Source organism: Actinopolyspora sp. BKK2, from assembly GCF_011291845.1.
Taxonomy (GTDB): Bacteria; Actinomycetota; Actinomycetes; order Mycobacteriales; family Pseudonocardiaceae; genus Actinopolyspora; species Actinopolyspora saharensis.
Window position 1 is genome coordinate 166069 of sequence record NZ_JAANTE010000003.1, and the last position, 24781, is coordinate 190849.

Annotated in this window: 22 protein-coding genes; 11 read left to right on the forward strand and 11 right to left on the reverse strand. The window is 68.6% G+C overall.

Going from position 1 to position 24781, the window contains the following annotated elements; translation table 11 throughout:
- Positions 1 to 18 precede the first annotated feature (18 nt).
- The 3 genes from G9Q41_RS07685 to G9Q41_RS07695 all read right to left on the reverse strand — a co-directional run bounded on the left by G9Q41_RS07685 (position 19) and on the right by G9Q41_RS07695 (position 3170).
- Positions 19 to 984, reverse strand: a complete 966-nt coding sequence (locus tag G9Q41_RS07685) for a phosphotriesterase-related protein (protein ID WP_347567486.1) — start codon at positions 982 to 984, stop codon at positions 19 to 21.
- Positions 985 to 1293: 309 nt separating this feature from the next.
- The gene (locus G9Q41_RS07690) at positions 1294 to 2292 is read right to left on the reverse strand and encodes a cellulose-binding protein (RefSeq protein WP_092521956.1); all 999 of its coding nucleotides are present in this window, start codon (positions 2290 to 2292) and stop codon (positions 1294 to 1296) included.
- A gap of 266 nt (positions 2293 to 2558) precedes the next feature.
- Positions 2559 to 3170: a TetR family transcriptional regulator gene (locus G9Q41_RS07695; RefSeq protein WP_092521958.1), complete on the reverse strand. Its 612-nt coding sequence runs from the start codon at positions 3168 to 3170 to the stop codon at positions 2559 to 2561.
- 478 nt (positions 3171 to 3648) lie between these two features.
- Between G9Q41_RS07695 and G9Q41_RS07700 the strand changes: the two genes are divergently transcribed.
- On the forward strand, positions 3649 to 5181 hold the full coding sequence (locus G9Q41_RS07700; protein WP_165632224.1) for an aldehyde dehydrogenase family protein: 1533 nt from the start codon (positions 3649 to 3651) through the stop codon (positions 5179 to 5181).
- Between the two features lie 156 nt (positions 5182 to 5337).
- Entirely contained in the window at positions 5338 to 6906 is a 1569-nt protein-coding gene (locus G9Q41_RS07705; protein WP_165632225.1) for a GMC family oxidoreductase N-terminal domain-containing protein, read from the forward strand.
- A 70-nt stretch (positions 6907 to 6976) separates the two neighbouring features.
- Here the strand turns inward: G9Q41_RS07705 and G9Q41_RS07710 are convergent, their stop codons facing one another.
- Positions 6977 to 7615: a cyclase gene (locus tag G9Q41_RS07710; protein ID WP_165632226.1), complete on the reverse strand. Its 639-nt coding sequence runs from the start codon at positions 7613 to 7615 to the stop codon at positions 6977 to 6979.
- Between the two features lie 360 nt (positions 7616 to 7975).
- Here G9Q41_RS07710 and G9Q41_RS07715 point away from each other — a divergent pair, with 360 nt between their 5' ends.
- From G9Q41_RS07715 to G9Q41_RS07730, 4 genes are all read left to right on the forward strand, one after another.
- Positions 7976 to 8638 carry an HAD family phosphatase gene (locus G9Q41_RS07715; protein ID WP_165632227.1) on the forward strand — a complete coding sequence of 221 codons (663 nt, stop codon included), beginning with the start codon at positions 7976 to 7978 and terminating at the stop codon, positions 8636 to 8638.
- A 5-nt stretch (positions 8639 to 8643) separates the two neighbouring features.
- Complete coding sequence (locus G9Q41_RS07720; RefSeq protein ID WP_092521969.1) at positions 8644 to 9684, forward strand: phosphotransferase family protein; 1041 nt, start codon at positions 8644 to 8646, stop codon at positions 9682 to 9684.
- Positions 9685 to 10890: an acyl-CoA dehydrogenase family protein gene (locus tag G9Q41_RS07725; protein ID WP_165632228.1), complete on the forward strand. Its 1206-nt coding sequence runs from the start codon at positions 9685 to 9687 to the stop codon at positions 10888 to 10890.
- A 93-nt stretch (positions 10891 to 10983) separates the two neighbouring features.
- Complete coding sequence (locus tag G9Q41_RS07730) at positions 10984 to 11436, forward strand: MaoC family dehydratase (RefSeq protein ID WP_092521971.1); 453 nt, start codon at positions 10984 to 10986, stop codon at positions 11434 to 11436.
- Positions 11437 to 11567: 131 nt separating this feature from the next.
- Here G9Q41_RS07730 and G9Q41_RS07735 read toward each other — a convergent pair whose 3' ends face one another.
- From G9Q41_RS07735 to G9Q41_RS07755, 5 genes are all read right to left on the reverse strand, one after another.
- Positions 11568 to 12554: an NADPH:quinone oxidoreductase family protein gene (locus tag G9Q41_RS07735; protein WP_165632229.1), complete on the reverse strand. Its 987-nt coding sequence runs from the start codon at positions 12552 to 12554 to the stop codon at positions 11568 to 11570.
- Between the two features lie 152 nt (positions 12555 to 12706).
- Positions 12707 to 13357, reverse strand: a complete 651-nt coding sequence (locus G9Q41_RS07740; RefSeq protein WP_242687235.1) for a TetR/AcrR family transcriptional regulator — start codon at positions 13355 to 13357, stop codon at positions 12707 to 12709.
- Positions 13358 to 13478: 121 nt separating this feature from the next.
- Positions 13479 to 14285, reverse strand: a complete 807-nt coding sequence (locus G9Q41_RS07745) for an SDR family oxidoreductase (RefSeq protein WP_165632230.1) — start codon at positions 14283 to 14285, stop codon at positions 13479 to 13481.
- 6 nt (positions 14286 to 14291) lie between these two features.
- Positions 14292 to 15047 carry an SDR family oxidoreductase gene (locus G9Q41_RS07750; RefSeq protein ID WP_092521976.1) on the reverse strand — a complete coding sequence of 252 codons (756 nt, stop codon included), beginning with the start codon at positions 15045 to 15047 and terminating at the stop codon, positions 14292 to 14294.
- Between the two features lie 22 nt (positions 15048 to 15069).
- The gene (locus G9Q41_RS07755) at positions 15070 to 16734 is read right to left on the reverse strand and encodes an AMP-binding protein (protein WP_165632231.1); all 1665 of its coding nucleotides are present in this window, start codon (positions 16732 to 16734) and stop codon (positions 15070 to 15072) included.
- 158 nt (positions 16735 to 16892) lie between these two features.
- On the opposite strand from G9Q41_RS07755, the gene G9Q41_RS07760 reads away from it, so the two are divergent.
- Positions 16893 to 17921: a chitinase gene (locus G9Q41_RS07760; RefSeq protein ID WP_165632232.1), complete on the forward strand. Its 1029-nt coding sequence runs from the start codon at positions 16893 to 16895 to the stop codon at positions 17919 to 17921.
- Here the strand turns inward: G9Q41_RS07760 and G9Q41_RS07765 are convergent.
- Positions 17894 to 18037: a hypothetical protein gene (locus tag G9Q41_RS07765; RefSeq protein ID WP_165632233.1), complete on the reverse strand. Its 144-nt coding sequence runs from the start codon at positions 18035 to 18037 to the stop codon at positions 17894 to 17896. The genes G9Q41_RS07760 and G9Q41_RS07765 overlap by 28 nt on opposite strands.
- A gap of 58 nt (positions 18038 to 18095) precedes the next feature.
- Between G9Q41_RS07765 and G9Q41_RS07770 the strand changes: the two genes are divergently transcribed.
- Positions 18096 to 18680, forward strand: coding sequence for a DNA-binding protein (locus G9Q41_RS07770; RefSeq protein WP_092521982.1), 585 nt, complete (start codon positions 18096 to 18098; stop codon positions 18678 to 18680).
- Between the two features lie 24 nt (positions 18681 to 18704).
- A complete protein-coding gene (locus G9Q41_RS07775; RefSeq protein WP_175455014.1) occupies positions 18705 to 19361 on the forward strand; it encodes an RES family NAD+ phosphorylase in 657 nt (218 codons plus the stop codon).
- A gap of 117 nt (positions 19362 to 19478) precedes the next feature.
- Here the strand turns inward: G9Q41_RS07775 and G9Q41_RS07780 are convergent, their stop codons facing one another.
- The gene (locus tag G9Q41_RS07780) at positions 19479 to 20438 is read right to left on the reverse strand and encodes a TerC family protein (protein ID WP_165632434.1); all 960 of its coding nucleotides are present in this window, start codon (positions 20436 to 20438) and stop codon (positions 19479 to 19481) included.
- A 544-nt stretch (positions 20439 to 20982) separates the two neighbouring features.
- Between G9Q41_RS07780 and G9Q41_RS07785 the strand changes: the two genes are divergently transcribed.
- Positions 20983 to 23847 (forward strand): alpha/beta fold hydrolase, encoded by a 2865-nt coding sequence (locus G9Q41_RS07785; RefSeq protein ID WP_347567487.1) that lies wholly within the window; start codon positions 20983 to 20985, stop codon positions 23845 to 23847.
- Positions 23847 to 24752 carry an ABC transporter permease subunit gene (locus G9Q41_RS07790; RefSeq protein ID WP_165632235.1) on the forward strand — a complete coding sequence of 302 codons (906 nt, stop codon included), beginning with the start codon at positions 23847 to 23849 and terminating at the stop codon, positions 24750 to 24752. Before G9Q41_RS07785 ends, G9Q41_RS07790 begins: the two co-directional genes overlap by 1 nt.
- The last annotated feature ends 29 nt before the right edge of the window (positions 24753 to 24781 follow it).

Here is a 24781-nt window from a genome sequence, read left to right on the forward strand (position 1 = left end):
CCTGCGGCCGGGAACGGGTCACGGAGCTTCGGCGAAGTACTTTCGCGGGTTGTCCACCAGCATGGTGTGGATCTGCTCCTCCGTGACTCCCCTGGCGCGCAGCGCGGGCAGCACTTCCCGGCTGATGTGCAGGTAGTGCCAGTTCGGGGCGGCTCGTTGCAGTTCTCCCTCGTCGAACCAGTCGATGAAGCAGGAAGTGTCGTGGGAGAGCACCACGCTGGTGGCGTATCCCCGCTGAACGAGCCGGACCACGGTGTCCACCCGCTGCTCGAAGCCCAGCACGGCGTCCAGCCCGAAGCGGTCCATGCCCAGCAGGCATCCCGCATCGGCCAGCTCCGTCAGGTAGTCGAGGTCCGTGGTGTCCCCGCTGTGCCCGAGAACGACCTTCGTCAGGTCCACGTCCTCGGAACGCAGCAGCCGCACGGCCGTGCGCCCCGAACCGTTGTGCGGATGGGTGTGCACCGTGATCGGGGCACCCGTGCGGCGGTGCGCCGCCGCCACCGCACGCATGACCCGCTCCACGCCCGGAGTCAGTCCGGGGCTGTCGATCGCGCACTTGAGGAACGCGGCCTTGACCCCGGTGTCGGCGATCCCCTCGGTGAGCTCGGTGACGAAGAGTTCGGTCATCGGCTCGGCGACGTCGAACATGAGCCCGGGCCCGCGGAACCGGAACTGCAGCGGGACGTCGTCGTAGGTGTAAACCCCGGTGGCGGGAATGATGTTGAGATCGACCCGCTCGTTGACCTCCCGCAGCCGGGGCAGGTAACGCCCGAGCCCGATCACGGTCGGATCGACTATCGTCTCGATCCCTGCCGCACGCAGCGCGCTCAGCTTGGTCACCGCGTCCTCGACGCGATGTCGCTCGTCCCACGGGGTGAGTGAGTTGCGGCGCAGTTCCTCCCCGACCACGAAGACGTGCTCGTGCATCAGAACCCGTCCCAGGTTCTCGGGACTCACCGGGCCACGCAGGGTCGAGACCACCACGGCCACCTTTCGTTCGAGGAGTCGACGGGCTTTCGCACCGGGCCGCTGCGGCCCGCGCGGTTCTCCGCTCGAGGTCGGATCGGCTCGTCGCGGACGCGCCCGCTCGCAGGGCCCGCCCGAGCCCAACCGCGAGGGGCCTGCCACGAACAGCGACGTCCCGCGGGGAAACACGGCCACTCCGCTCGTGCCCGGTGCCCGCTCGCGACGAGTCCGAACGGGCACCGCGCGCCAGGAGTTCTCGGCGTGTTCTCGATTCTTCCACCGCACGAGCCGGAAATCACCGCGGAATCCGGTTGCCGGGCGAGTGCCTCAGCCGGATTCTCCACTCGCACCGGAGGTCCCGGAAAGCACACCGTCCGCGGTGTCGCCGACCGGATCCGGAGCATTCTCGAGAGCACGCTGCCTCGGAACGTCCACCTGCTCCACTTCTTCCGGGTCCTCCCGTTCCGCGCTCGGTTCCGACCACACGTAGGCGTCGGCGTGCTGGGATTCCGTCCCGGTCACCGAGGCCGCCAGGAAGGGCTCGGCCTCCTCGAGCAGACGCTGCCCGGTCCGAACCTGTTCGGCGAGTCCGCGCCGCAGCCTGCGCATCGCCTCGACCTGTTCGTTCGCCCTCCGAGTGCGGCGTTCGGCCTCCGCCGCGGCCTCGTTGATACGCCGTTCCGCCTCCGCCCTGCTCGCGCGGTCGCGCTCGGCCATCTCCCGCATCGCCTCCTCCCGGCGCGCGGCCATCGCGACCTCGAAGTCGTGCTCGATCTCGTTGCGACGCTGCTCGGCCTCGCGGTCCTGCTTGCGCCGGTGCTGCTCGGCCTCGGCCGCCATCCGCTCGATCTCGCGACTGGTCTGCTCGAGCGCTTCCTGACGCTGCTCCTGCGCCTGCCTCCTCCAGTCGTCGGCCTCGGCGACGAGCCGCTCGTACCGGTTCCTGAGCTCGGAAGCGGCCTGCTCCGAACGGGACCACTCGTGCTCGGCGGTCGCCCGCGCGGAAGCGATGATCTCGGCGGCCTCGTCGTTGGCGAGCTGCACCATCCGACGTAACCGGTCGGACAGCGCGGACTCGTCGATCGGTGTGCGGCAGACGTCGTCCAGTTGCCTGCGCAGCGACTCGATTTCCTCACGAGCCTGTTCGAGCTGTGCGTTGAGTTCGGACACCTGACTGAGCGCGGAATCCCGGTCCTCGGTGAGCATCCGGACTTCGCTCTCGGTCTGCTGGATGTAGAACTGCACCTGTGATCGCCGAAAACCACGCCACACGACGTCGAAATCGGACTTGAGCGGCACGAGTTCACGGTTCTCGTTGTGGCCCACGGTCTCACCCCATCCCTGGCGAACAGCGATTGCATTCGGTTGGAGCGAGCCACGCCCCCGACGCGGCATTTTCCGTTGTACACCCGAAAAGCACCCAACGATGTGCTCCACCCGGCTGAACTACGGGCGGTCACGTCACTCTGAGCACACGGAGACAGCGGATCGCTTCCGCTATTGTCCACACAGGCGACCAACAGAATCAACGGCAGGGGTCAAAAAACGGGTAACCGTCCGATGTCGTCGGAGTCAACGCGTTGCCGGGCGGATCAGGACGCCGCGGAGGTCCCCAGCGCCCGCCTGAAGATCATCTCGATCTCGTCGCGATCCGGAACAGGTTCGCGAACGATTCCCTGCCACAGCAGGCCGCAGAACACCGCCGCGAGCATCTTGCCCGTGACCTCGTCGGTGTAGGCGGTGAACAGGTCGCGCAGCGCCGCGTCCCATTCCGTGCTCGCCGACCGCAGCGCGGGACGGTGCAGCGCCGCCACGTACAGCTCGTGCTCGACCACGGTACGCTTGCGCTCCGGCCCGAGGTAGCGCAGCACCAGATCGGTCAGCACGGCCGCGAGGTCGCCCCCGGAGTCCATGCGGTCCGCGTACTCCCGCAACTCGGCGACGTTGTCCTGGGCCGCCTGACGCAGCGCCACGGCGAGCAGGTCGTCCAGGGTGGCGAAGTGGTAGGTGGTCGACCCCAGCGGAACCTCGGCCGCCGCGGCGACGGCGCGGTGAGTCAGCCGCTCTATGCCGCGCTCGGCGACGACGGTGATGGCGGCACGGGCGATTCGCTCGCGGCGCCCCGGATCCTTGCGCGAACCACCGCTCTGGCCACGGCGACCGTTCCCCGCCGCACCGAGCTGCTCGGAATCCGTAGTCGTCATCGCCTGCCGTGCTCCTCCCGCCGTCGCGTGCGCCTCACCCGCCCCGGGACGAGCTCCCTCCCCCGGGCGGACACACACTGCCATGAACCGAGCCTCCAGCGATGCGACCCACCTCACTCGCAAACATAATTGCTGGTCAAAGCTTCGACAAAGATCGAGCACCACTCCGCGGCGGCAGTTTTATGTACAGATGTACATGAAACCTGCTAGAGTCAGCGCACAGCAGCCGCCGCTCACGTGCCGGCCCGGAAGGACCTTCCGAGCACGGGACGGTGCGGTGGAGACCCACCGGTGTTCGGGGCCCCGAAGGCCGGTCGGACTCCACCCGGCTGAACACGGAACGGGACGACACGGGAGCCGACCGTGCGCGCTGCCGCACCGGGGCGAAACCTCCGCCCCCGGCACGCGCCCCGGGTCGACCTCCGCCTACCGGTGATACCGCTCCAGCAGTCAAGCAGCACCGACAGGAAGCCTTACTATGTCGCAGACCCACGGTCCGCCGAACGCCACGGTCTCCTCCACCGAGGCCGCCGCGACGGCGGAGACCCTGTACATCGACGGCGCGTGGCAGGCAGCCGCGGCGGGAGGAACCCGCGAGATCCGCTGCCCCGCCGACAGCTCCCCGGTAGCCACGGTCGCCGAGGGGGACCGTTCCGACGGTGAGCGGGCCATCGCAGCGGCGCGCGCGGCCTTCGACGAGGGAACGTGGCCGAGCACCTCCCCGTGGGAGCGCGGTGACCTGCTGCTGCGCGTGAGCGACATCCTCGTGCGCGACCGCGAGGAGTTCGCCCGGGCCGAATCGCTGGACACCGGCAAGCGGCTGGTGGAGAGCGGCTACGACATGGACGACATCGCAGCCTGCTTCCGGTACTACGGCAAGATCGCGGGCACCGACCCCGGCCACGTCGTCGACACCGGCTCGAACGACGCCATCAGCAGGGTCAGCTACGAGCCGGTCGGCGTCTGCGGCCTGATCACGCCGTGGAACTTCCCGCTGCTGCAGGTGGCCTGGAAGGTCGCTCCGGCCATCGCCGCGGGCAACACCTTCGTCCTCAAGCCCAGTGAACTCACCCCCAGCACGGCGATGCTGCTCATGCGCGCGCTGCACGAAGCCGGGCTGCCCGCCGGAGTCGGCAACCTGGTGCTGGGCAAGGGCTCCGAGGTCGGCGCGCTGCTGTCCGAGCACCCCGACGTCGACCTCGTCTCGTTCACCGGCGGCCTGCACACCGGTCGTGCCATCGCCGCCTCGGCGGCGGCCAACGTCAAGCGGGTGGCCCTCGAGCTCGGGGGCAAGAACCCGAACGTCGTCTTCGCCGATGCCGACTTCGAAACGGCGGTCGACTACGCGATGACGGCGATCTTCCTGCACTCCGGGCAGGTGTGCTCGGCCGGTGCGCGCCTGATCGTGCAGGACGAGATCCACGACGCGCTGGTCGACGAGATCGTGCGCCGGGCGCAGTCCATCAAGCTGGGCGGTCCCTTCGACGAGGAGGCCGAGACGGGACCGCTGATCTCCGCCGAGCACCGCGCCAAGGTCGAGGACTACGTGCGGCGTTCGATCGAGGAGGGCGCCGTGCTGCGCACCGGTGGACGTCGCCCGGAGGGCGAGCGGTTCGAGTCGGGCTACTTCTACCTGCCCACCGTGCTCGACGAGGTCCAGCAGGGTTCCCAGGCCGTGGTCGAGGAGTCCTTCGGGCCGGTGCTGACCGTCGAGCGCTTCCGGGACGAGGACGACGCCGTGCGCATCGCCAACGAGACGCACTACGGGCTGGCGGGCGCCGTTTTCACCTCCGACGCGAGCAAGGCGCAACGTGTCGCGGGCAGGCTGCGCCACGGCACTGTGTGGATCAACGACTTCCACCCGTACCTGCCCCAGGCCGAGTGGGGCGGCTTCAAGCAGTCCGGCATCGGGCGCGAGCTCGGTGGCGGCGGACTCCGCGAGTACCAGGAAGCCAAGCACGTCTACCAGAACCTGCGGCCCGAACCACAGCACTTGTTCGCCGCCGAGTGAGCCAACGACCGGGAACGAAGCCCGTCGTGCCGGGGTGATCGCCGCACTGGTCGGCCCGGCACGACATCCGGTTGTCCCACGGCGACGGTCCTCCGCGGTCCCGACTCCCCGCTCCCGGGGGATTCGTGCCGTCGTGAACAGAACAGGAGAACGACGATGAGCGACGAGGCGACGACTTTCGACTACGTCGTGGTCGGTGGCGGCAGCGCCGGAGCCGCCCTGGCCGCGCGACTCTCGGAAGACCCCGACACCACCGTGTGCCTGCTGGAGGCGGGCCCGACCGACCAGGACAAGCGCGAGGTCCTCGAACTCAAGCAGTGGATGTCGCTGCTGGAGTCCGGCTTCGACTGGGACTACCTGATCGAGCCGCAGGAGCAGGGCAACTCCTTCATGCGCCACGCCCGCGCCAAGGTGCTCGGCGGTTGTTCCTCGCACAACTCCTGCATCGCCTTCTGGGCCCCGGCCGAGGACCTCGACGAGTGGGAGTCGCTGGGTGCCACGGGCTGGGGCTCGGACGACATCTTCCCGCTGTACCAGCGGCTGGAGAACAACGACGCCCCCGGTGAGCACCACGGCCGGAGCGGCCCCGTCCGGCTGCGCAGCGTGCCGCCGAACGATCCCTGCGGTGCCGCGCTGCTGCGGGCCTGCGAGGAGCAGGGCATCCCGATCACGGAGTTCAACTCGGGCAAGACCGTCACGCACGGTGCCAACTGGTTCCAGATCAACGCCTTCGAGGACGGGACCAGGGCCTCCTCCTCGGTGTCCTACCTGCACCCCGTCCTGGGCACTCGCCCGAACCTGGAGGTGCGCACCGACACCCGGGCCAAGCAGGTGCTGTTCGAGGGCAACCGAGCCACGGGCGTGGAGTACCTCGCCCCGGACGGGCTGCGGAGCAAGCAGGTCAACGCCAGGCGGGAAGTCGTGCTCAGCTCCGGCGCGATCGACACGCCGAAGCTGTTGATGCTGTCCGGCATCGGCCCGGCCGAGCACCTGCGCTCGGTGGGTGTGGACGTTCGCGTCGACTCCCCCGGTGTGGGCTCCAACCTGCAGGACCACCCCGAGGGGGTCATCGGCTGGGACGCGGCCAAGCCGATGGTCGAGGACTCCACCCAGTGGTGGGAGATCGGCATCTTCACCACCACCGAGCCCGGGCTGGACCGTCCCGACCTGATGTTCCACTTCGGATCGGTCCCGTTCGACATGCACACCGTGCGGCAGGGGTACCCGAGCACCGAGAACGGCTTCTGCCTGACCCCGAACGTCACCCGCAGCCGCTCCGTGGGCACGGTTCGGTTGCGCAGCCGCGACTTCCGGGACAAACCCGCCGTCGATCCGCGCTACTTCACCGATCCGCACGACATCAGGGTGATGTCCCACGGCATCAAGCTCGCCCGTGAGATCGTGAGCAGGCCCGCCATGCGCGAGTGGGCCGGCGCCGAGCTCCACCCCGGTCCGGACGTGCAGTCCGACGACGAGATCGCGGACTACCTGCAGAAGACGCACAACACCGTGTACCACCCGGCCGCCTCCGTCCCGATGGGCGCGGCGGACGACCCGAACGCCCCGCTGGACTCCCGGCTGCGCGTCAAGGGTGTGCACGGACTGCGAGTGGCGGACGGCTCGGCGATGCCCTTCCTCGTCGCGGTGAACCCGAACATCACCACCATGGCCATCGGCGAGAAGTGCTCCGACATGCTCAAGGAGGACGCCGCGCAGAAATCCTGACAGCGACATTCCTCATTCCGGATCGACAAAAATGGGGGCTCCCGGGTCCGGGAGCCCCCATTTTTTCGGGTCAGCTTATCTCCGTGGTCGTCAGCACCGGGTTGGGATCCGGATAGCAGGAGGTCGGAACACCGACCGTGCCGAGCACCGTCGAAACGTCGGCGTCGAACGTCAGACCGGGATCGGAGTATCCGGTTCCGTGGAGCCGCGTTTCGATCACTCCCGAGTCACCGGCCTGCAGCGTGGCCGTCACTGTCGGAAGCTCGAACTCGGCTCCTCCGGAGATGGGACCTTCCACGTGAAGGGTGGCGATTCCGTCGGAAACGTTCACGGTGGGTTCGGCACCCCCGAGGTTGGAACCTCCCTCCAACTGGGTGGAAACATGGGTGGAGTTGTCCGGGATCGGCAGCCTCAGCTCCATGCCCTGCATCCGTTCCACCTCGTAACCGTTCACTTCGGAGGGAACGGTGTTGACCGCGGGGTCGATGACGACCTCGAACTCCTCACCGGCGGCCACGCTGGACGGGGCGGAGACGTCCGAATCCTGCTGGTAGCCGAACAACTGCTCGCCGAGCGGGGAGTCACCCGAGCACTCGAAGTTGTGCGTGAAGCTCTCCGCCGCCGCGGGTTGCGCGAAGGCCACCACCGGAGCTATCGCGAAGGCCGCGGCCGTCAGCAAGCGTGCGCCCGAACGTCTGGCACTTGCCATCGATATCACCTCGAGAACAGAGCGGAAAACGTCGATTCCACGAAAAATGCCGCGCGACGACCGAGGTGTTTACCGGCCGGTAGGTTATTTCGTCAACAACGGTGCCGACACATCGGAAAAACCAAAACGAAATCACGGCACCAATCGTGACGGGAAATGCCGCGGGATTTCACCGGAACAAAGCAGTAACCCGCCACTCGGGGGGATGACGCCCCGCCCGGACCGGTCACTTCCCGTGCACGCGGTGGGCCGACCGGGTGTTGTTGGGCTTTCCGCCCCGCGCACGCCGCGCCGAACCGGCGAACCCCGCACGCTGCTCCCCCTGGTCAGCATACCGCCCAGTCGGTATGCTGCCTCGCCATGAGGAGGGAGCCCACTGTCGACGCCGTGGTGTTCGACTACGGCGGCGTGCTGACCGTCCCCGGCAGGCAGGCGGTCGAGTCCTGGACGCGCGCGGAGGGCATCCGCCCGGAGAGCTTCTCGGCACTGCTGCGGGAGTGGGTGGGCAGCGAGGCCGCCGCGGACACGCCGCTGCACCGACTGGAGACCGGCCTGCTGCCCATCGAGGAGTTCAATCACCTGCTGGCCGCACGACTGCGCCCCCACCACGAGGAGGGTCGGATCGAGCCCGCGGGCCTGCTGCAGCGACTCTTCTCGTTCATGCACCAGGACGAGGAGACGCTGCGCCTGGTCACGAAGCTGCGCGGAGCCGGCCTGCGCACTGCTCTGCTGTCCAACAGCTGGGGCAACACCTATCCGTGGGAGCAGTTGGAGGGACTGTTCGAGCACGCTGTCGTCTCGGGTTCGGTGGGGCTGCGCAAGCCCGATCCGGAAATCTACCGACTCCTCCTGGACCGAATGGACCTGCTCCCCGAGAACACCGCGTTCGTCGACGACGTCCGGGCGAACGTGACGGCGGCACGACGGCTGGGGATGCACACCGTCCTGCACCGGGACGCGGCGCGCACCGAGCAGGAGCTGCGCGAACTCCTCGGCGACCTCGACAAGCACGACCGGAGGTAGTAGCGATGCCGGAAGACACCGCCGAAGGACCACCCCCCGGGTTCGACCCGACGAGCCTGCGGACCTACCTGGAGACCGAACGTCCGGATCTGTGCCGGGGAGAACTGCGCGCCGAGCTCATCCAGGGCGGACGCTCCAATCTCACCTACCGGGTGACGGACGGCAACGGCAGCTGGGTGTTGCGGCGCCCGCCTCTCGGGCACGTTCTCGCGACCGCGCACGACATGAGCAGGGAATACCGCGTCATGTCCGCGCTCGCCGACACCGCGGTTCCCGTCCCCCGGACCCATCTCCTGTGCTCGGACGAGAACGTGCTCGGAGCTCCCTTCTACGTCATGGACTTCGTCGAGGGGCACGTCTACCGCTCGCGACAGCAGGTCGAGCGACTGAGCGAACCGCAGCGCCGTGACCTGTCGCTGCGCATGATCGAGGTGCTCGCACGGCTGCACTCCGTCGACCCGGATGCGGTGGGGCTCTCCGACTTCGGCCGCCCGGAGGGCTTCCTCGAACGGCAGGTCCGCCGCTGGAGCAAGCAGCTCGAGTCCTCGCTGGACCGGGAAATACCGGGCATCTCCGAACTGCGGGACCGTCTCGCGAGCACGATCCCCGCGGGTGGGCGCACCACGATCGTGCACGGCGACTACCGGCTGGACAACGTGCTGGTCGACGACGACGGACGGATCCGTGCCGTTCTGGACTGGGAGATGGCCACCCTCGGCGATCCCCTCACCGACCTCGGACTGCTGGTCGTCTACTGGGAAGGGTTCAGCGGCATCCGGAACAACCCGATCGCCAAGGGGGTCGGACCGGAATTCGGATTCCCCACGGCGCGGGAACTGCTCCAGCACTACGCGGAGCACAGCGGTACGGACGTGTCCGAGCTGGACTGGTACGTCGCGTTCGGCTTCTTCAAGATAGCGGTGATCCTCGAGGGGATCCACTACCGCTACACCCGGGGGAAGACCGTCGGTGAGGGTTTCGAGCACGTCGGTTCCATGGTCGAACCGCTGGTGCGCCAGGGACTTGCCAAGATCAGGGAGGACTAGATGGACTTCGCCTTCGACGAACGAACCGAGAGCATGCGTTCGGAGCTCGAGTCCTTCATGGACGAGCACGTGCTGCCCTCAGAGGAGGAGTTCGAACGCCAGGCCGCCTCCTCCGCGCCCTGGGAGGTCCCCGGGGTCGTGGAGGAGCTCAAGCGCGAGGCGCGCTCCAGGGGACTGTGGAACCTCTTCCTGCCCGGTGAGCACGGAGCCGGGCTCACCAACCTGCAGTACGCCCCCCTCGCCGAGATCACCGGGCGCAGCCCCCACCTGGCCCCGCCCGCGCTGAACTGCGCGGCACCGGACACGGGCAACATGGAAGTGCTTTCCATGTTCGGCGACGAACGGCAGCGCGAGCAGTGGCTCGCCCCCCTGCTGAACGGGGAGATCCGTTCCGCCTTCTGCATGACCGAACCGGACGTCGCCTCCTCGGACGCCACGAACATAGCGACCCGCATTCGCCGCGAGGGCGACGAGTACGTCATCACCGGACGCAAGTGGTGGTCCTCCGGGGCGATGAATCCGAACTGCCGGATCCTGATCGTCATGGGCAAGACCGACCCGGAGGCCGAGCGGCACCGTCAGCAGAGCATGGTGCTCGTCCCGGTGGACACCCCCGGCGTCGACATCCGCCGCGGCATGAGCGTGTTCGGCTACTCCGACGGCGACCACGGGGGACACGCCGAGATCGACTTCAACGAGGTCCGGGTGCCTGCCGCCAACATCATCTCCGGCGAGGGCGAGGGCTTCACCATCGCGCAGGCACGGCTCGGTCCCGGTCGGATACACCACTGCATGCGGGCCATCGGCATGGCCGAACGCGCGCTGGAGCTCATGTGCAGGCGGGTGGTCGCCCGGGAGGCCTTCGGCAGGCCGCTCGCCGACCAGGGCACGGTCCAGCACTGGATCGCCGACGCCAGGGTGCGGATCGAGTCGGTGCGCCAATTGGTGCTCAAGACTGCCTGGTTGATGGACACGGTGGGCAACCGCGGAGCGCACACCGAGATCCAGGCCATCAAGGTCTCGGTTCCCGAGATGGCGACCACGGTGATCGACCGGGCCATTCAGGCGCACGGCGGCGCGGGGGTCAGCCAGGACACTCCGCTCGCCAATCTGTACGCCCACGCGCGGACCCTGCACATCGTGGACGGGCCCGACGAGGTTCACCGCCGGTCGCTGGCCCGCCGCGAGCTGTCGAAGCACCGGTGAGGGGCGCACGCCCGCAGCCGGTGGGAACGGACACGGCGCCCCGGTCAACGGGGGGAACGCCCGTGACAAGCACCGAACCAGGAAGGTGAGCACATGCCCGTATTCGCCAACGCGGAGCAGTTGTACTCGGCTCGGGGAACGAAGCTGGGCACCAGCCAGTGGTGGACGGTCACGCAGCGGATGATCGACCAGTTCGCCGAGGCGACCGGAGATCACCAGTGGATCCACGTCGACGCGCAGCGGGCGGCAGCGGGGCCGTTCGGGACCACCATCGCCCACGGTTTCCTGACGCTGAGCATGGTCAGCGCGCTCAACGCGCAGATATACGGTTTCGAGGGTGCGCGCATGGTTATCAACTACGGGTTGAACAAGGTGCGCTTCCCCACTCCGGTTCAGGTGGACAGCAGGGTGCGCGCCGGCTCCGAGCTGGCCGACGTGGCGGAGAGCGGTGAAGCGCTGCAGCTGACCCTGAACACCACTGTGGAGATCGAGGGCTCGGACAAGCCCGCCTGCGTGGCCGAGGTCCTCTCCCGAGTGGTGTTCTGACCGCGGCTCGCGCGCGGAAGCGCCCACTCCGGTCGGAGTCACGACCGGGGTGGCCGCTTCCGCGTTCGTCGCCCGCCCCGCGGAGATACCGGGCGGGTTCCGCGCGGACCGGGCGGGCGACCTCTCGAAGATCACGTGCCGGTGTAAACCACCCGTCCCACGGTGTGCCCGTCGGCGACCCGCTGCGCGGCCGCGGGCAGTTCCTCGAGCCCGACCCGCTCGCTGACCAGCGGGGCGATCTCTCCGGCCGTTGCCATACGAGTCAGGTCCTCGTGGGCCTCACGCACCGCACGTGGATCCCGCTCGTTGTACAGCCCCCAGTGCAATCCCACGATCGAGTAATTCTTGATCAGGGCGTGGTTCAGCGCCGGTGTCGGGATGTCCCCGCTGGCGAACCCGATCACCAGGATGCGTCCCTCGAAGGCGACACACTTGGTCGACCGGCTGTAGGTGTCCCCGCCGACCGGGTCGTAGACCACATCGGCTCCCCTGCCTCCGGTGGTTTCCTTGACCACGCTGACGAAGTCCTCGGTGTGCCGGTCCACGACCACGTGCGCGCCCAGTTCACGGGCCACCTCGGCCTTCTCCCGGCCACCGGCCACGCCGATCACGGTGGCGCCCGCGGCCCTGCCGAGCTGTATCGCCGCACTGCCCACCCCGCCGGAGGCGGCGTGCACGAGCAGCGTCTCCCCGGAGCGCAGTCCGGCTCGCCGGTGCAGCCCGAACCAACCGGTCTGGTACCCGATGAACAGGGAAGCCGCCGCGACGTCGTCGAGGGCCTCCGGGGCGTGGAAGGTCCGCCCGGCGTCCATCAGGGCGTACTCCGCGAACCCTCCGTCGGGCACCGCACCCGCCCCGATCACTCTGTCCCCGTGCGCCAGCCCGGTCACCCCGGATCCCACAGCGACCACCTCACCGCACAGCTCGACGCCCGGCGTGAACGGCGGATCTGGCTTGACCTGGTACTTTCCCCGGCACATCAGCACATCGGGAAAGTTCACCGGACTCGCCGCCACACGCACGGCGACCTGTTCGGGCCCCGGTTCGGGGAGCTCGGTCCGGGCGAGCTCGAGCACTTCGTACGGCTTGCCCAGTTCGGTGACTCGCAATGCCCGCACAGCACACCTCCGTACTCCCTCGCTCCGCGATGCACAACCCCGCGTGGAGGGACACAACTGCCGCAATTGGATATACCGACTAGTCGGTATGCTAGTGGCTCCCTGTCGCGCTGTACACCCGCGAGAAGCGTCCGCGAGCTCGCGCCTCCGACTCACCCGGAGAAGTCCGGCCGCAGCGAGTCCAGCAGCAGGTCCGCGAACTGCTCCCCCACCTGCTGACCGCTCATCGGACCGTCCCTGCGGTACCAGAATCCGAGGTGGTGCACCGCCCCGAAGAAGAAGTCGACCACGAGCTCGGCCGAGCGATCGCTCCGGAACACTCCCGTCGACTGCCCCTCCTCGATCAGCCGACGCACGCGCTCGTGGTAGTGCCGTCGCTGCGCGCGCACCTCGGCCTGCTTGTCCGGATGCAGCAGGTGCATGGAGCGGAAGAAGATCACCGTGTCGTCCAGGTGCGTGACAGTGGTGACCACGACGTCGACCGCCACGGCCCGCAAGCGCTGCTGGATCGATTCCGCACTGTCGACGGCTCGCTCCATCCGGGCGGTCTGCACCCGCAGAATCCGCGCGTAGATCTCGTAGAGCAGATCGTCCTTGGCGCCGAAGTAGTGGTACATGGCCCCCTTGGTCACTCCGGCGGCGTCCACGATCTCCTGAACGGAGGTGGTCTCGAACCCCCTCTCGGCGAACAGCCGCGTGGCAGCCGTCAACAACCGCTGCGGCACCGGTTCCTGCTCCGCCTCGCTCTCCGACACCTGCGCGGCGGGATCCTCCGCCCCACCGATGGATGATCCCGGCGCCATCTTTCCTCCCCGTTCCTCGGACCGGTCGAACTCCTCCAGAGTACCGACCGGTCGGTCCTCCACCGACCGACCGGCCGGTGCCCACCGGCGTGTCCGTGCTCCCCTCCTTCGGGGGACGTCCCTAGCCGTGCTGCTCGACCTGCCGCCGCAGCGAGCTCATCCCGGCAAGCCAACGGTCCGGATCGGCCGCACGCCGCGCGTAGCGCTCCGCGACCTCGGGGTGGGGCAGTATCAGGAAGTCACCGCCGAGGGAGTCGGCGACCACCTCCGCGACGTAACCGGGTTCCAGCGCGTCCTGCGCCAGCAATCGCTGCCCGGTCTCCCCGCTTCCCGCCAGCATCCCGGTGCGCACCCCCTGCGGGCACAGCGCCTGCGCGGTGACCCCCCTGTCGCCGTAGGTCACCGCGAGCCACTCGGCGAACCCCAGAGCCGCGTGCTTGGTCACCGAGTAGGGCGCGGCCCCGAGCATGGTCAGCAAGCCTGCCGCCGACACCGTGGCCAGGAAGTGCCCACCGCCCGTCTCGAGCCAGTGCGGCAGCACGGCACGAGCCGCACGCACGTGCGCCATCACGTTGAGCTGCCAGGCGTGGTCCCAGTCCTCCTCGGAGGCCTCCGGACCACCTGCCGTGGCGACCCCGGCATTGGCGCAGAACAGATCTATGCGCCCGTGCTCGCCCAGGGCCCTGGACACGAGCTCCCGAGCTCCCGCATCACCCGCGGCGTCCCCCGCTGCGGCGGTCCCACCGATCTCCGCAGCCACGCTCTCGGCGGCGGAGGCGTCGACGTCGTTGACCACCACGCGCGCTCCCCGCGCCGCGAACTCATGACTCATGGCCGCGCCTATGCCGTTGCCCGCTCCGGTCACCACCGCCACGGAGCCGTCGAGCCGCACACCGGCAACACCGTTCTCCCGTTCCGTGCCGACCACCGCGAATCACATCCCACCGGTGAGCGTCACTCCGCCGTCCAGAGTCAGGATCTGGCCGGTCACCCAGCAGGCCTCGTCGGAGAGCAGGTAGGCGGCCGCACCCGCCACGTCGGAGGGCACGCCGAGCCTGCGCATCGGGTACTGCCCCGCCAGCTCCTCCTCGTTGTTCTCGTACAGCGCGGTGGCGAACTGCGTCTTGACCACGGCGGGTGCGACTCCGTTCACCCGCACTCCGGGCCCCAGCTCGACCGCGAGCTCACGGGTCATGTGACTCAGCATCGCCTTGGTCGCACCGTAGTAGCCGATGCCCGGCGCGGGGTCCGAACCGGCCACCGAGGACACGTTGAGCACGGAACCACCGTGCTCGGCCATCCACTCCCGGTGGACCAGTTGGGTCCACGCCAACGCGCCCAGGACGTTGACCTCGAAGGTCTTGCGGGCGACCCCGTGGTCGAGCTCGATCAACGGGCCGTAGGCCGGGTTGATGCCGGTGTTGTTGACCAGCACGTCGATCCGCCCGAAGGCCTCCAGGGTGCGCGACACCGTCTCGGCCTGGTGCTCACCGTCGTCGGCCTTGCCCGCGACCGCGATCGCGTGCTCGGGACCACCGAGCTCGCGGACGGCCTCCTCCAGGGCGTCGCTCTTGCGGGCCGTGAGGCACACCCGTGCCCCCTCCTCCACGAGGCGCTGGGCTATGCCGAACCCGATCCCCCGGCTGGAGCCGGTAACGATCGCCACGCGACCGTCGAAGCGCTTGCTCATCGACTTCCTTCCGTCGTCGTGCTCACTCGTCGCTGGCCTCCTCCCGAAGACGGCGCCGCAGGATCTTGCCCGTTGCGGTCTTCGGGAGCTCGTCGACGAGCACTATCTCCCGCGGGTACTTGTACGCCGCCAGCTGCTGCTTGCAGTGCTGCGCCAGTTCGGCCTCGGTGGTGCGCCCACCGGAGACGAGACTGACGTAGGCCTTGACCGTTTCGCCCCTGTAGGCGTCGGGGGCCCCGACCACGGCCACCTCCCGCACAGCGGGGTGGCCGTAGAGCACGTCCTCCACCTCGCGCGGCCACACCTTGAACCCGGAGGCGTTGATCATGTCCTTCTTCCGGTCGACGACGTAGAACCAACCACCCTCGTCCATGAACCCGACGTCACCGGTGCGCAGCCTGCCCCGCGGAATTCCCTCCTCCGTCCGCTCCGGGCTGTTCCAGTAGGCCGGTACCACCATCGGCCCTTCGACGACGATCTCCCCGGTCGAACCGACGGGCAGGTCCCGCCCGTCGTCGTCGACCACGCGCAGCACGCAGTTGAAGGTCGGGATCCCGACGCTGATCGTGCCGGTCGCCTCGTCCACGGGAGCTTCGAGGTGCGGCGGGACCGAGGTCGCGGTCGCCGTCGTCTCGGTGAGCCCGTAGCCGTTGCGGATGTAGAGCCCGAAGCGGGAGCGGAACCGCTCCACCAGCGCCGCGGGCAGCGGAGCTCCTCCCGAGTACACCTGCTCGAAGGAGGCGAAGTCCTCGGCCAAGGCGCTCGGGTGATCCAGCAGGGCGACGTAGGCCGTCGAGGGCCCGATCATGTACTGCGGTCGCCGTCGCCGCAGCACTTCGAGCACCGTGTCCGGTTCGAACCGGTACAGCAGGTCCAGCCTGCCGCCCAGGGCGAGCACCGCTCCCAGCTGGCAGACCAGCCCCGTTATGTGGAACAGCGGTGCCAGCGCGACGATGCCTCCCCCCACGGCGTCGGCCCGCTGCGTGAACGCCTGAGCGTTGAAGCTGATGTTGCGGTGCGTGTTCGTCGCGCCCTTCGGCGCCCCTCCCGTGCCGGAGGTGTAGGTGAGCAGGGCGACGTCGTCCGGGTGCAGGCGTGCGCGCTGGGGCTCGCTCCCCTCGCGGGCCCGCACCGTCTCCACGAGGTCGTCGGTTTCCTCCGGGCGCCTGCGCGCTGAGTTCCGCAGCGGCGCGGCGGTGCCGCTGCCCGCGAAGTCGAGTTCGCTGGTGGTGAGCACGACGGGCACGCCGCGCTCCGCCAGGACGGCAGCGAGCACGTCGTGCCAGCCGTCCTCCGAGGAAACGATCGCGGCAGGTTGGGCATCGGCGAGGATGGTGGTCAGCTCGTGGCTGCGATACATCGGGTTCAGCGGTACGACGATGGCCCCGATCTTCCAGCTCGCGAGCAGCGCTATCCCGAACTGCGGGATGTTTTGCAGGTAGAGCGCCACCCGGTCCCCGCCGCCGACCCCGCGCTCGGCGAGGTACGTGGCCAGCGCGTCGGCGAGTCCGTCCAGTTCGCGATAGCTGATCTCGGTGTCGAAGTAGGTGAGGGCGACGCTCTCCGGGAAGCGCTCGCACGTGTCCTCCAGCACGGAGATCATGTCCCCGTACCGGGGAGTTATGTCCCCCGGCTCGCCCTCGGCGTAGCGAGCCAGCCACGGACGCTCGTCGTAGACACCGGACATCGACACACCTCCGCGAGACCGACCAGTCGGTACGGACAGTCAACTGATTCGACCGGCGGTCGTCAACCCGTGCGATGGCCAAAACACGTCGATCCCTTGACCACCCAAACTGGTCTAGTCCAGTTTGGGGGCTTCGAAAAGCGATCACGGAGGTATCGATGCGCCTTCGCCGAATCACGGCCGCCCTGGCGGTGGCCGCCTTCCCGCTGGCGTTCGCCACGGCGCCGGCAACAGCGGCCACCAGTTCCGAGCACGCGTCCCCCGAGAGCACGGAGCTCGGGAGCTCCGCCCTCCCCGAACACCAGCTCACCGGTTACTGGCAGAACTTCGTCAACGACGCCGAACCGTTACGCGTGAGCGACGTTCCCGCCGATTACGACCTGGTCGCGCTCGCGTTCGCCCAGAACGACCCGGCACGCCCCGGAGCCGTCCGGTTCAACGTGGACTCCGGACTCTCGAACGCCCTCGGCGGCTACACCGACGCCCAGCTCAAGTCGGACATCGCGGCCAAGAAGGCCCAAGGCACTGATTTCGTGATGTCGATAGGCGGCGCCAAGGGCTCGGTCGACCTGAGCACCGAGCAACGCGTGAACAACTTCGTGGACTCGATGACCGGAATCATCGAGGAGTACGGTCTGGACGGGCTGGACATCGACCTGGAAAGCAGCTTCGACGCGGCCGGGATGACCAGCGCGGCCAGGCAGCTGCGTCAGCACTTCGGGCAGGACTTCATCCTGACCATGGCCCCGCAGACGCTGTACGTGCAGCAGGACGGGTCGTACATGCCGCTGATCAACAACCTCAGCGACATCATCACCGTGGTGCACACCCAGTACTACAACTCCGGCTCCATGTTCGGCTGCGCGGGCGAAGTACGCAGCCAGGGCTCCGTAGACTTCATCACCGCCCAGGCCTGCAACCTGCTGGACGTGCTGCGCGCGGACCAGGTCTCGCTCGGCCTGCCCGCCTCCCCCTCCGCGGCGGGGAGCGGGTACGTCGATCCCTCCGTGGTCACCGACGCGCTGGACTGCCTGACGGCGCGGACCAACTGCGGCGACTTCGTCCCCGACCAGGCCCACCCCTCCGTCAGCGGAGTCATGACCTGGTCGATCAACTGGGACGTCAGCAACGGCCGCGACTTCTCCCGAACCGTGGCCGATCACCTGGACACCCTGCCGAGCAGCTGACGTCCCGAGGTCGAGCGCGACCCGTTGAAAGTGGACGACTTCACCGCGTGGTTCGTGGGAAGTCGTCCACCTTCCCCGGCCACGCAGCGAACCAGGACGAACACGATGTGTGACATGACTGACACGGTTCGCACAACAGCGCACAGGTCCCGGGAAAGGCGTTAGGCTGGAAGTATGACAGTCGCGCTGGAGACCGTGCTGGCGCGGGCCGGCTTGAAGGTGACCGCGCACGAGTTCCTCACGCTGGTCGAGGACGCGGCCAAACGGCTCACCCCCGCCCAGGCCGATCCCGGCGCGCACTTCGACGAGTCCGAGCGGGCCGCGCTGACCGAGACGGGGCTGGACCTGAGTCCGCTCGGCGAGGAGGAGACCGATCCCAGAGCGCGCTCCGTCGCGGAGCAGACGGTACTGCGCGACACGGCGCTCTCGGTGGGGCAGGCCGCCGAACGCGTCGGCGTGGACGGCAGCCGCATCCGGCACCGCGTGGCCTCGCGCAGGTTGATCGGGTGGAAGGACCGCGGAGGATGGCGGCTTCCCGCCTGGCAGTTCACCGACGACGACGTGCTGCCCGGCCTGGAAACCGTGCTGGCCGCGATGCCGAGCGACCAGCCCGCTCTGGTTCTGGCCAATTTCATGACGACCCCCCAGGAGGACCTGGAATTGGGAGACCGGCCCGTGAGTCCGCGGGAATGGCTGATGGCCTACGGCGATCCTCGGCGCGTGGCCGAGCTCGCCTCGGTCATCGGAACCCCCGCGTAGTCGTCGACGAACACAGGACCGCAGATGGCCCGGCTCCCCCAGCCACCAACTCCCGCCGCGCTGCAGGCCGTGCTCCGGCGGACCGAGGACGTCGTAGCGCTTCCCGCCGGGACCAGACTCGTCAGGGTCTTCACCTCCGGTGGCAACCATCCCCAGCAGTGGGACAGCTTTCGCTACGCCGGACCGCTCCCGCACGCGCGATTCGACCCGCACCCGCCCACCCCGCAGGGCGGTCCCGCGGTGACCAGGGAGCACGGCGTGCTGTACTTCTCCCTCTCCGTGCGCACGTGCATAGCCGAAGTCTTCCAGGCGACTTCCACTGTGGACCGCAAAACGCGCGCTCCGCAGCTGGTGATCTTCCGGCCGCGCCGCACGGTGCGGCTGCTGGACCTGTCCGGGCTCTGGCCCACCAGGGCAGGCGCTTCCCAGGCGATCAGCAACGGCACGAAGGAGCGCACCCAGGCCTGGGCACGTTGCATCCGGGCCGCCCACCCCGAGCTGGACGGTCTCTGGTACCGCTCCTCCATGGACGCCGGGCACCCCTCGGTGTGCTTGTGGGATCCCCCCGCCGGAACGGTGCTGCCCGATACCCCGGACCTGCTGCTCCCGCTCGAGAATCCCGGCCTCGATCTTCCGCTCGGCCGGGTGTGCAAGGAGCTCAGCTACACGATGCTCAGCTGACGACCGACCGCCGGGCCGCACGACTCTCCCGGAAGACGTCGCACCCGGAAGCCCCGCCCCGGTCCCCCGTCGTCCCCGCCGAGTCGGCGAGAACGACGGCGAACCGGAGCGACCCGGTCAGGCCCGCTCCGTGGCGTGCTGTTCCCCGCGGGACTTCAGCAAGCTCGCCAGCGCGGTCACCAGCAGCACGGAAACTATGACACCGAGCGAGAGGAAGTTCCCGATCTCGAACCACTCGGGAACCCAGCCGTACTCGTGCAGGGCGTGCACGATCAGCTTGAAACCGATGAAGGCCAGAATCACCGAGAGACCGGCCGACAGGTAAACGAGCCGATCGACGAGATTGCCCAGCAGGAAGTACAACTGGCGCAACCCCATCAGGGCGAAAGCGTTGGCCGTGAACACCAGGAAGGAGTCCTTGGTGATTCCGAAAATCGCCGGAATGGAGTCCACGGCGAACATCACGTCGGAACTTCCGATGGCGATGATGACGACGAACATCGGCGTGAGCCACCGCTTGCCGTCGTACTTCACCGACACCTTCGTGCCGTGGTACTGCTCGGTGACCGGGTAGGCCTTGCGCACCCAGCGCACCACGGCGTTCTCGGGCTCCTCGCTCTCCTCCTTGTTCCGGAGCATGTTCGCCGCGGTCCAGAGCAGGAAAGCGCCGAAGACGAAGAACACCCAGACGAACCTCGCGATCAGTTGCGCCCCGACCGCGATGAAGAGCCCGCGGAAGACCAGCGCGAGAACGATGCCGATCAGCAGCACGCGGTGCTGGTGAACGGCGGGAACCGCGAAACTGGACATGATCACCATGAAGATGAACAGGTTGTCCACGCTCAAGGAGTATTCCACCACGTAACCCGTGAAATACTGCACGGCGAATTCATGGCCGCCCAGCAGCCAGACCCCGACTCCGAACAGCAGCGCGCAGCCCACGTAGAAAACCACCCAGCGGGCCGCTTCCGCCATTCCCACTTCGTGGGGTTTCCTGTCGACGATGACCAGGTCCAGCAACAGCAGCAGGACCAGACCACCCAGGGTCGCCAACCAGACCCACCAGGGAACACCCATCGTGTCCTGCTGGCTCCGCTCCGCTGCCTGCGCGAGCACTTGCGTTCCGATATGCATCGACCACCTCCGGTACAGGGCCATCGCCAAGGACCGGAGGTCTCTCCCACCGGCCGGACCGGCCGACGGCACCGGGTCCGAGTCAGCGCAACGCGCGTCGTCGGTCCGTGATGACGATGCCGCCGTGTAGGAATACTCCCCTCCACAACCTCCTCGAGATTCTCGCCCATGCGCGCGGGCGGCGGGCAAGCGGGTGTGGCGGTCGGCACCACGGGCGGACACAGCCGCGTGCGGACTGCTACTCGGGCAAGGTGGGGCTTGCACCCCGAACTGGCAAGCCTCCGCGCCGCGCGGGTGCGGAACACCCGGTACGAACAATTTTCATGTAGCCAAGGTCACCGCCGACTGGTTAAATGGTCCGTGGAAGCAGCGCGCGGATCACGCCGATAGCGATACGATTTCGGCGCCGTATCTAATTCGTAGCGTCTGCGCGCGTACCGGCTTCTCGGAGCCCCAACGGCGCCCCTGTTGCCCTAGGGTCGTGCGCGTGCTTCCGTCCCGTCGCCATGCTCCGAGCTTCACGCTGCTCTCGGTCGTCCTGATCGCACTGATCGTGGCCGGGGTGGCCCTGTGGTCCTCGGACGACGAATCGGTTCGACAACCGTCGCGCATCAGCGTCCGTCACGCCAAGATCGACGTACTGGACGGGCCGCAACGCCAGCAACGCGTCCAACTGGACCTCACGCTGTTCTCCCCCTCATCCACTCCTGCCCCGAGCGTGGTGCTGGCGCACGGCTTCACCGGGGACAAGACGGAGCTCGTCGGACCGGCCCGAAGACTCGCCGCCCGCGGGTTCACCGTGCTGACGTACTCCTCGCGCGGGTTCGGGGACAGCACGGGAAAGATCGCGCTGAATTCCCCGGACTACGAGGTGACCGACGCGCGGCAGCTGCTGGACTGGATGGCCAGGCAACCCGAGGTCGCGACTCAGGGCGAGGGCGATCCGCTGGTCGGCGTCGGCGGGATCTCCTACGGTGGCGCGCTGAGCATGCTGCTGGCGGGCAACGACCCGCGGGTCGACGCCATAGCTCCGATGGCCACCTACAACGACCTCTCCGAAGCAGTGCTGCCGAACGCGGCCTCGCAGCACCCGATCCCGGCCTCGACCGCCGCGCACGGAGCCGAGGGAGCTCCGGGAGTGTTCAAGCACCTCTGGGCGCGCAAGCTGTTCCAGATGGCCACGGGGGATCCGACCTCCGCCTCCCCGGCCCCGTCGAGCACGACGACGTCGACATCCGCGGAACCTCCCCCGAGCGCTCCACCGGGCGACGAGCCGCTGACATGCGAGAACTTCGTCGAACGACTCTGCAGGGCCTACACCGAGCTGGCCAGCACCGGACGGGCGGGCGAAAGCACGTCACGGTTGCTCGCGGCGGCCTCGCCCACGACGGTCACGGACAACGTGGACGTGCCGACACTGCTGGTCCAGCGCCAGAACGACGCCCTGTTCGGACTCGAACAGGCCGACGCGAACGCGCGGCAGATCACCGCTGCCGGCGGCGCGGTGAAGATGCTCTGGGTGGACGAGCGCGCGGACCGCGGCTTCTCCCCCGCCGTGTGGGAACAGGTCGGGGACTGGTTCTCCCGCAGGCTGCACGACCCAGGTGAGTCCCGCGACGCCGAGCCCACGAGCGCGTTCTCGTACCAACTGGCGGAGGAGACCGACGGCGGCTCCGGAACGGAGCGGAGCACTCTGGTGTCCGAACGCTACCCGGGGCTCGAGGAAGGCTCCGTGCCACGCTTCGCCCTCCCGCTGCGGGGCGAGGCCACGGAAGTGATCAACCCGCCCGGCGGCAGCTCCAACTCGTCCTCCGCGCCGCGGAACAACGGTTCGGGCGGGCAGGACGGCTCCTCCTCCGGCGCGACCACCTCCCCGGCCAACACCCCGATTCCGGAGGAGGACGAACGACCCGCGGCGCAGAAGGCCGTCTTCGACACCCGGCGCTCGGAGCAGGAGGTGCGGATAACGGGAGTCCCCCAGTTCGAGCTGTCGGTGTCCTCCGTGCCGGAACAGCCCGGCGGCGACACCGCCGTGCTCTTCGCCAGGCTCCTCGACGTCGGACCGGACGGATCACGAACGCCGCTCGGCAGGAGCAGCGCCGCCATCCGCGTGAGCGGTCTCGCCGAGAACGGCGCTCCGAGCACGGTCGATGTCGCGCTGTCGCCGACCGTGCACACCCTCGAGACCGGCCACCGGTTACGCCTGCGGCTGAGCACGACCGACGCCGCCTACTCCTCCCCGGAGGCACCCGCCGTCCACCGGGTCGCCCCGGCGGGCAGGAACACGATTTCACTGCCCTCGGTCCCCGCCGAGCCCGTGGAGGCGGCGGCACCCCCCTACGGGGCACTGATCGGGATCGGCACGTTCACGCTCCTGATCACCGCCGGTGCGGTGCTGGCGATCCGATTCGGCCGTTCGCACGGCCAGCCACCCGATCCGGAGCTCACCCACGTTCCCCTGTCCGTGGAGGGGATCGGCAAGTCCTATCCGCGCAGCCCCGATGCCGTGCGGGACCTGTCCCTGCGCGTCGACCCCGGGCAGGTCGTGGGACTGCTCGGACCGAACGGCGCGGGCAAGACCACCCTGCTGCGCATCGTCCTCGGGCTGAGCAGACCCGAGGAGGGGCGTGTCCGGGTGTTCGGGCGCGGAGTCACCCCGGGCGCCCCCGTGCTGTCCCGCGTGGGCGGCTTGGTGGAGTCGCCGGGACTGCTGCCGCACCTGACCGGGCTGGAAAACCTGCGCAGCCACTGGGAGGCGACCGGGCGCCCGCTCGAGCAGGCCAGGCTGGACGAGGTCGTGCGCATCGCCGCTCTCGGCGAGTTCGCCAACCACAAGGTCAGTACCTACGGACCGGGCATGCGACAGCGCGTCGCCCTGGCCCAGGCGATTCTGGGCATGCCCGATCTGCTCGTGCTCGACGAGCCGATGAACGCGTTGGATCCGGCACACACCCAGCGGATGCGCGAGGTGCTCCGCGAGTACGCGAGCACGGGACGTTCGGTGCTGTTGTCCAGCCACCTGCTCGACGAGGTCGAAAAGACCTGCACCCACGTGGTGGTGCTCCGCGAAGGGCGTCGCGTGGCCGGCGGGACGACGGAGGAACTGATCGCCGCGGACTCGATCACCGCGTTCCACGTGGACCAGCCCGACCGCGCCGCGCGGACGCTCGAGGGACTCGAGGGGATCGGCGAGGTGGAGGTCCGCTCCGATGTGGTCTACGCCGAACTCACCGGTCACCCGACCGCGATCGCCGTGAACGCCTTGGTGGAATCCGGGGTCTCGATCAACCGGGTAGGCCCTCACCGCAAGCTCGAGGACGCGTTCCTGGAACTCGTCGGAGAGGACCGCTGATGCGGGAGGAATCGGAGCTCGTTCCGGAAGCGGTGGATGAGCACGCACGGGCTTCCGGGGTGGACGGCAGCGCCCCGGGGTACCGCGCGAACCGGACGTTGCCGCTGAACGTGGAGCTGCGCAGGCAGCTGACCCGCAAACGCACTCGGGTGGTGCTGGGCTGTCTCCTCGCCCTTCCGGCACTGCTGATAGCCGCTTTCGCGCTGGGGGAAAACGAGCGGTCCCGCCCACGCGCCACCGATCTGGGTGACCTCGCCGTGTTCAACGGCTCGAACTTCGCCGTGTTCACCCTGCTGCTGTGCACCCACTTGCTGCTGGTGCTGACCGTGGCGTTGTTCTTCGGCGATTCCGTGGCCAGCGAGTCCTCGTGGGCGAGTCTGCGCTACCTGGCCACGATCCCGGTACCGCGACACCGGCTGCTGCGGCAGAAAGCCCTCGTGGCCGGGTTGCTGTCCGGACTGGGATTGTGCTTGCTCACCCTGTCCGCCCTCGCCACGGGCACGCTCTGGTACGGCTCGGGGGAACTGATCACCCCGGACCACGGGATGCTGACGGGCCCGTGGAGCGCGCTCGTGCTTCCCGCCGTCTGCGGCTATCTCGCCGTGCACCTCACCTGGGTGGCGAGTCTGGCGCTGCTGCTCAGCGTGAGCACCAGCAACCCGCTGGCCGCGGTGGGCGTCAGCGTGGGGATCTCGGTGGTCTCCCAGATCCTCGACAACGTATCCAGGTTGGGGCAGCTGCGACTGCTGCTGCCCACGCACCACGCCACGGCGTGGGTGGACCTGCTGGACTCGCGAATCGACTGGACGAACATGGCCAACGGGGCGTTGTCGGCCGCCGTCTACGCCGCGGTGTTCACCACCGCCGCGCTCGTGCGCTTCCAGCGAGGCGACATCACGAGCTGACTCGCCTCACCCGGGCGCACGAGGCGGTG

Excerpts from the sequence above, each read along its gene's own strand:
- G9Q41_RS07695 (WP_092521958.1), bottom strand. The coding sequence starts at position 3,170 with ATGACGACTACGGATTCCGAGCAGCTCGGTGCGGCGGGGAACGGTCGC.
- G9Q41_RS07700 (WP_165632224.1), top strand. The coding sequence starts at position 3,649 with ATGTCGCAGACCCACGGTCCGCCGAACGCCACGGTCTCCTCCACCGAG.
- G9Q41_RS07705 (WP_165632225.1), top strand. The coding sequence starts at position 5,338 with ATGAGCGACGAGGCGACGACTTTCGACTACGTCGTGGTCGGTGGCGGC.
- G9Q41_RS07710 (WP_165632226.1), bottom strand. The coding sequence starts at position 7,615 with ATGGCAAGTGCCAGACGTTCGGGCGCACGCTTGCTGACGGCCGCGGCC.
- G9Q41_RS07715 (WP_165632227.1), top strand. The coding sequence starts at position 7,976 with ATGAGGAGGGAGCCCACTGTCGACGCCGTGGTGTTCGACTACGGCGGC.
- G9Q41_RS07720 (WP_092521969.1), top strand. The coding sequence starts at position 8,644 with ATGCCGGAAGACACCGCCGAAGGACCACCCCCCGGGTTCGACCCGACG.
- G9Q41_RS07725 (WP_165632228.1), top strand. The coding sequence starts at position 9,685 with ATGGACTTCGCCTTCGACGAACGAACCGAGAGCATGCGTTCGGAGCTC.
- G9Q41_RS07730 (WP_092521971.1), top strand. The coding sequence starts at position 10,984 with ATGCCCGTATTCGCCAACGCGGAGCAGTTGTACTCGGCTCGGGGAACG.
- G9Q41_RS07740 (WP_242687235.1), bottom strand. The coding sequence starts at position 13,357 with ATGGCGCCGGGATCATCCATCGGTGGGGCGGAGGATCCCGCCGCGCAG.
- G9Q41_RS07750 (WP_092521976.1), bottom strand. The coding sequence starts at position 15,047 with ATGAGCAAGCGCTTCGACGGTCGCGTGGCGATCGTTACCGGCTCCAGC.
- G9Q41_RS07755 (WP_165632231.1), bottom strand. The coding sequence starts at position 16,734 with ATGTCCGGTGTCTACGACGAGCGTCCGTGGCTGGCTCGCTACGCCGAG.
- G9Q41_RS07760 (WP_165632232.1), top strand. The coding sequence starts at position 16,893 with ATGCGCCTTCGCCGAATCACGGCCGCCCTGGCGGTGGCCGCCTTCCCG.
- G9Q41_RS07765 (WP_165632233.1), bottom strand. The coding sequence starts at position 18,037 with ATGTCACACATCGTGTTCGTCCTGGTTCGCTGCGTGGCCGGGGAAGGT.
- G9Q41_RS07770 (WP_092521982.1), top strand. The coding sequence starts at position 18,096 with ATGACAGTCGCGCTGGAGACCGTGCTGGCGCGGGCCGGCTTGAAGGTG.
- G9Q41_RS07775 (WP_175455014.1), top strand. The coding sequence starts at position 18,705 with ATGGCCCGGCTCCCCCAGCCACCAACTCCCGCCGCGCTGCAGGCCGTG.
- G9Q41_RS07780 (WP_165632434.1), bottom strand. The coding sequence starts at position 20,438 with ATGGGTGTTCCCTGGTGGGTCTGGTTGGCGACCCTGGGTGGTCTGGTC.
- G9Q41_RS07790 (WP_165632235.1), top strand. The coding sequence starts at position 23,847 with ATGCGGGAGGAATCGGAGCTCGTTCCGGAAGCGGTGGATGAGCACGCA.